A 5,014-nucleotide genomic window follows, 5' to 3' on the forward strand; every position below is an offset into this window, starting at 1 on the left:
AAAATTATTCAGGCGCAACTTCTAACGTAGTAAATAACGCATAACGTCCTGCATCAACACCTTCTTCGTTTACTTTAACTTTGCTAGAAGTTTCGATTAGGTATAGGCCTGGCTCTTTCCAAGTTGTGCTAAACATGCCGTTTTTGTCGGTTGTTACTTTTACTTCGCCACGCTCGTTACGGTAGCGTGTATCGCCTTTTAAAATGCTTACTTCAATGCCTTCGCCCGCTGGTTTGCCATCTTGTAGTAACTGAAAGCGCGCTTGCTCGCCAACAAATAAATCGTTTGGATGCGTAGGGCCGCTAAGCTCAAGGCCTAAACCAAGTTGTGCTGGCTTTGAAGTACCGTTACGGCTTACAAACGTATCTACTGTAGAAATAACCTTAGTCGTAGTTACATCTTTTGCATTGCTTGGTAATTTAGCCTCTGACTTTTTACCAAATACGCGTTTGCGCTTACCTTCTTCGTTTTTGTAAAAGGTCATGTACATTGGCTTTTGTGTCATTGCAATGTGGTAAGTACCTTCTTCTTTTAAGCTTACTGCGGCAGAGCTTTTACGTTTTAGGTAATAAGCACGAATGGTTTCAGATACTTGCTCGCCGTTTGGCGCAAGTGCTATTAGTAATGTGTCATCGTACTCCGCGCCTTTTTCTTTTGGTTTAAAGGCTTTGTCGGGTGCAAATATTTCGTTTGATATGCTTGCATCAATCATTACGTAGTGTGCTTTATCACCAGATAATGATGTGTGAGATGGCAGTAACCAGCGGCTATGCGCGTTTGCAGATGTAGATACCAGCGCCGAAAAGCTAAGAGCGCCAATTAATGCGGTTTTTAATAAACTAGTTTTCATTGTATTTCCTTAAATTCAAATGATTAAGTAACAGCTACTTAGTACTTACGGTGACAAAACTGGTTGAAAATTCTTTTTTACCTTCAATGGTAAGTTTTCCTGATTGTGTTAAATCAAGCTCTACGCGGCTGTAATCACGGCCGCCTTCTTCGCGCACAACTTCAATATTTAAAAGGTATTTACCAGGTTTTACGGTGTTACCATCTAAATCTTTACCCTGCCAATCAATCGTGTATGTGCCGGCGCGTTTAGTTGCTCCGCTTATACCGTCAAAGTTGATATCGGTTTTGCCCGCTTTGCGCCACCACTGACGTAAATCTTTAAACCATTCAGCTTTTTGTACCCATAGCGCAAGTGTCGTTACGTGTTTACGCTGAGGTGTTTCTAGCCATACAGCTACGTAAGGGCGGTGGTAAGGCTGTACATCTAGATCAGGTAGGGTTAATTCAATCTCTAACTGCGGCGTTTGCGCCTGCGCAGTTGTTTGAAATAAAGCGGCAACCATTAATAATGCTGCACTTAGTACCGTATTTACTTTTAACATTAAGACACTCCTTTAATTTGTGGCACCCAACATAGGTAAATAACCAAAGGCGTAGCTATGCCTAATACGGTTATCCATACACCTGCTAAGCGTTTTTTTCTGTTTTGAAATAAAATAATCATGCCGGTGATGGCAAAAATAATCATCAATACCGCTGAAATATCAATTACCCAGCTCCACACCTCGCCCGTGTAACGGCCTTTATGTAAATCGCCAATGAGACTTAAAAAGCCACCCGTTTGGTAATCAAGGCTTAGCTCACCAGTTGTAAAATCAAGCTCTGCATAGGCAAAGCCAGCGGGCAGGGGGTAGTCGAGCATAACTAGTGCATCTTCTTTTTCCCACTCTATACTTTTAACGTTTGTGAGTGCATATTGCTCAGCTAAGTAAGCCTCTATATCTGGATAGAGGATTGGTAGTGTTTCTCGTTGGGAGTTTGCTTTAGTGACTAACCCTGCAGGGATCGCCGCGGTAAGTTGGCCGTTATTTTTATCATTTTTGAGCCAGTCAACATGGTTTAGCACAATGCCGCTAACACAAAACAGGATAAGTAAAAAAAACAAAGCTGTAGAAATATAAATATGGAGCGCACGGCTTGTGCTGTATAAGGCTCGCTTATTAATAAACGCCATAAAAACAGTAATTAAGTTAAAGTGACAACATGATAATCATTTGCATTAACTATTACAAATTTACTTACTTAACTTTACACTAAATTTTTGGCTTAATGATACTCGCATGCAAATAGAGGGATTATTTAGCGCTAGGTGGGTGTGAGGGTCTTAAAATTAGGTAAGTCATTACGGCTATTTCAATTAGGGCAACAAGGTACACAACCCACATAGGGGCGCTCGAATAAAGCAAAAATACAAAGCCAATTAACATACCAATAGCGGCATAGCATTTTGCTTTTACAGGCACTACTTTATGCGCTTGCCATTGTTGTAAGGTAACGCCGTAACGAGGGTGATTAAGCAGCCAGTGTTCAAGCGCCGGTGATGAGCGAGTAAAGCAGGTAAGCGCAAGAATAAAAAAAATAGTGGTAGGCATGACCGGCAGTACAATACCAATAATACCAAGCGCGACTAACACTAACCCAAGTGCTTTTAGCCATAAGTTTTTATAACAAATAAATACTGACTTTATATTCACTTAGGCTCTTTTAGAAAATGGCTATTAGTAAGGATTGTAGGTCAAATCGTTGTAAAATCTAACCCTATAAATACAAAAAAGGGCAAACTGAATTTGCCCTTTTAAAAAACTAAATATGTTTAATTATTTAGAAGTAGTAGCCTACGTTGATGTTAAAGCGACGTTCTGTATCGCCATCACCCGCAATTGAACCACCAATAAATGGTTGGTTACGTGCTTGAATAAAGTCAAAGTAGGTAAATAATGGACCTGCCGATACGCTCATGCCTGTTACGTTCATCCATGTGTTAGGGCTGTCGTTAGACTTGTCGTAAATAATGCCGTAATCGTTGTAAAATTGAACGCCAGTTACCGGCCCCCAGTCAAGCGATAGGTCGTATGCTACGTTAAAGTTAGTCATGGTTGCTTCGCTTGATACGGTATCGAAGTAATCAAACGCACCCACTACAAAACGGTTGCTGTTGTCGTCTAGATCGTAGTCGTACTCGCCGTGCTGAAATTGAATATTCCAGTTATTAATTTGGCTGTTTACATGAAACGCCCAAGCGCCGTAATCACCCGCACGATCGTTACCATCATGTAGGCCACCGCTTAATAGTGATACACCAATATCGGTTTTAGCGTTTTCGCTGTGCTCAATTTGATACACTGTGCGACCCGCAAATGTGTTGTATTCACCTATGCGAGAACCTGGAGCATCGTAAGTGCCTTCGGTTGTTGCGCGGCTACCAACTATGTCGTAAGAGTAACGTTCGTTAACCTCTGAGCTGCCATCAACACCGCCTACTTCATCGTTCTTGAAAAAGCCTAGGTCTAGTTTCCAGTTGTCTTTAAGTTTACGGTTTACTGTTACACCTAAATCAAAGTCATCTTCTAGGCCAACATAGTAGTTAGTGCTAAAAAAGTAGCTGTGTGAGTTGTATGGGCCGTTACCAAACGGTACAGGTGCGATACCGGCTTGCGCTTCCCAACCGTCTGTAAACTCGTAGCCTAAGTAGGCGTACTTAACAATGGTCATGTAATCGTAAAAGCGAAAATCACCATTTACAGAAATATCACTGATTTCGCCCGATAAGTTAATGCGAAAAACTTCAAAGTCTAAATCGCCGCCACGGTCTTGCGTGTCTTCATCATAGGTATTAGTGCTGTAGTTAAAACGCACGGCACCACCAATCTTAATGCCTTCATCTTCTTTTTCTGGCGCAGCCTGTGCAACAACAACTTCTTTGTTATCGGCCTTTTTACTGATCTCGGCAACTTGTTGTTCGTGTTGCTTATTGATTTTGCTTTGCTTTGATTTTTCATCAGCAAGCTGCTGTTCAAGCAACTGCATTTGTTGTTTAAGTTGCTTTAACTGGTTTTGTAAGGTATCAAGATCGGATGCGTGAGCAGTGCTTGCTGCACCACCAAGCATAAGTGCTAATGTTAATTTTGAGAGTTTAGTCATTGTTGATGCTCAAGTTTTGGTTAAAAATAAAAAATTCAAGGCGCCCAAAAGCCCCTTACGAATAGTGTAAGAACTCAATTAAATTTATTTTTTATTTTTTATTTTTTTTATTTGTTTGGTGTTTGAGTTAGTGCGCCTACCTCTAACAGAGGTGATGCGTCTAACTTATCAGCATCCATCATTGCTGCAACGCGTTGCATAGATGAAAGCAATAAACTTTGCTCCCACTCTGCAAGTGCAGAAAACTTTTCAATAAAGTGTTCTTGCAGTGGCTGAGGTGCTTTTTCAAGTAACTCTTTCCCTTGCTCGGTGAGGTATAAACTCACTCTACGTTTATCCATTTGACTACGAACGCGTGTTACAAGGTTTCTGCTTTCTATTCTATCTAGAATATTAGTCACAGTAGCCGGACTTAAGTTAACATTTTGAGCAATACGGCTTGCTGTTATTCCATCGGTGTGCGCTACTTCTTGCATTATAAGCAATTGTGGGCCTGTTAAACCTGATGTTTTATTTAGTTGCTTAGAGTGTAAATCAATCGCGCGGATTACTTTACGTAAAGAAACTAATAATTCGTCATATTTTTGCATTTGCTTATCTCGTCGATGGGCCAAAGTTGTGCCGTAATCGCGAAATGTTACACATCAAATAAATTGAATTCAAATAGTAAATTAAGCTTCAGCCCATGTTTATTGGTTTTTATTAGTTTGAGCAGAAACTAAAATAGCTTAATTTTGTTTAACGTTTATTAAATGTTCTAGCATTTTGTTTGCATTGCGGTGCGCACACTACGTATGTTGTGAATAATTCGCAAGCTTTGTGATATAGACTTTAGTATTATTCATAACAGCTGTTGCTAGTTAGTAATTTTTTGTAAGTTAGCTGTGTATGTATTAGGGCGTGTTGACCTTTGGCGTTTGAATTTGCAGCAGTATGTTTGGTTTTTAGGCAAGGCAGAGCCTATGAAGTGTGGTTATTCCCCATAAATAGGCGATAACGCAGCATAAATGCCAAACATGCG

At 40.4% G+C, this 5,014-nt stretch carries 6 protein-coding genes; all 6 read right to left on the minus strand.

The window, feature by feature from the left end:
* Positions 1 to 4 precede the first annotated feature (4 nt).
* The 6 genes from AABI99_RS17450 to AABI99_RS17475 all read right to left on the minus strand — a co-directional run bounded on the left by AABI99_RS17450 (position 5) and on the right by AABI99_RS17475 (position 4,583).
* Positions 5 to 850, minus strand: a complete 846-nt coding sequence (locus tag AABI99_RS17450; RefSeq protein WP_338367394.1) for a DUF4198 domain-containing protein — start codon at positions 848 to 850, stop codon at positions 5 to 7.
* 34 nt (positions 851 to 884) lie between these two features.
* Positions 885 to 1,394, minus strand: a complete 510-nt coding sequence (locus AABI99_RS17455) for a DUF2271 domain-containing protein (protein WP_338367395.1) — start codon at positions 1,392 to 1,394, stop codon at positions 885 to 887.
* Positions 1,394 to 2,026: a PepSY-associated TM helix domain-containing protein gene (locus AABI99_RS17460; protein WP_338367396.1), complete on the minus strand. Its 633-nt coding sequence runs from the start codon at positions 2,024 to 2,026 to the stop codon at positions 1,394 to 1,396. Before AABI99_RS17460 ends, AABI99_RS17455 begins: the two co-directional genes overlap by 1 nt.
* Before the next feature lie 121 nt (positions 2,027 to 2,147).
* On the minus strand, positions 2,148 to 2,546 hold the full coding sequence (locus AABI99_RS17465; protein WP_338367397.1) for a YbaN family protein: 399 nt from the start codon (positions 2,544 to 2,546) through the stop codon (positions 2,148 to 2,150).
* Between the two features lie 127 nt (positions 2,547 to 2,673).
* Positions 2,674 to 3,993 (minus strand): carbohydrate porin, encoded by a 1,320-nt coding sequence (locus AABI99_RS17470; RefSeq protein ID WP_338367398.1) that lies wholly within the window; start codon positions 3,991 to 3,993, stop codon positions 2,674 to 2,676.
* 107 nt (positions 3,994 to 4,100) lie between these two features.
* Positions 4,101 to 4,583 (minus strand): MarR family transcriptional regulator, encoded by a 483-nt coding sequence (locus AABI99_RS17475; RefSeq protein WP_004586011.1) that lies wholly within the window; start codon positions 4,581 to 4,583, stop codon positions 4,101 to 4,103.
* Positions 4,584 to 5,014: the final 431 nt, after the last annotated feature.

Source organism: uncultured Pseudoalteromonas sp. (genome assembly GCF_963922945.1).
In the GTDB taxonomy this organism is placed as follows: Bacteria; Pseudomonadota; Gammaproteobacteria; order Enterobacterales; family Alteromonadaceae; genus Pseudoalteromonas.

Excerpts from the sequence above, each read along its gene's own strand:
- AABI99_RS17450 (WP_338367394.1), bottom strand. The coding sequence starts at position 850 with ATGAAAACTAGTTTATTAAAAACCGCATTAATTGGCGCTCTTAGCTTT.
- AABI99_RS17455 (WP_338367395.1), bottom strand. The coding sequence starts at position 1,394 with ATGTTAAAAGTAAATACGGTACTAAGTGCAGCATTATTAATGGTTGCC.
- AABI99_RS17460 (WP_338367396.1), bottom strand. The coding sequence starts at position 2,026 with ATGGCGTTTATTAATAAGCGAGCCTTATACAGCACAAGCCGTGCGCTC.
- AABI99_RS17470 (WP_338367398.1), bottom strand. The coding sequence starts at position 3,993 with ATGACTAAACTCTCAAAATTAACATTAGCACTTATGCTTGGTGGTGCA.
- AABI99_RS17475 (WP_004586011.1), bottom strand. The coding sequence starts at position 4,583 with ATGCAAAAATATGACGAATTATTAGTTTCTTTACGTAAAGTAATCCGC.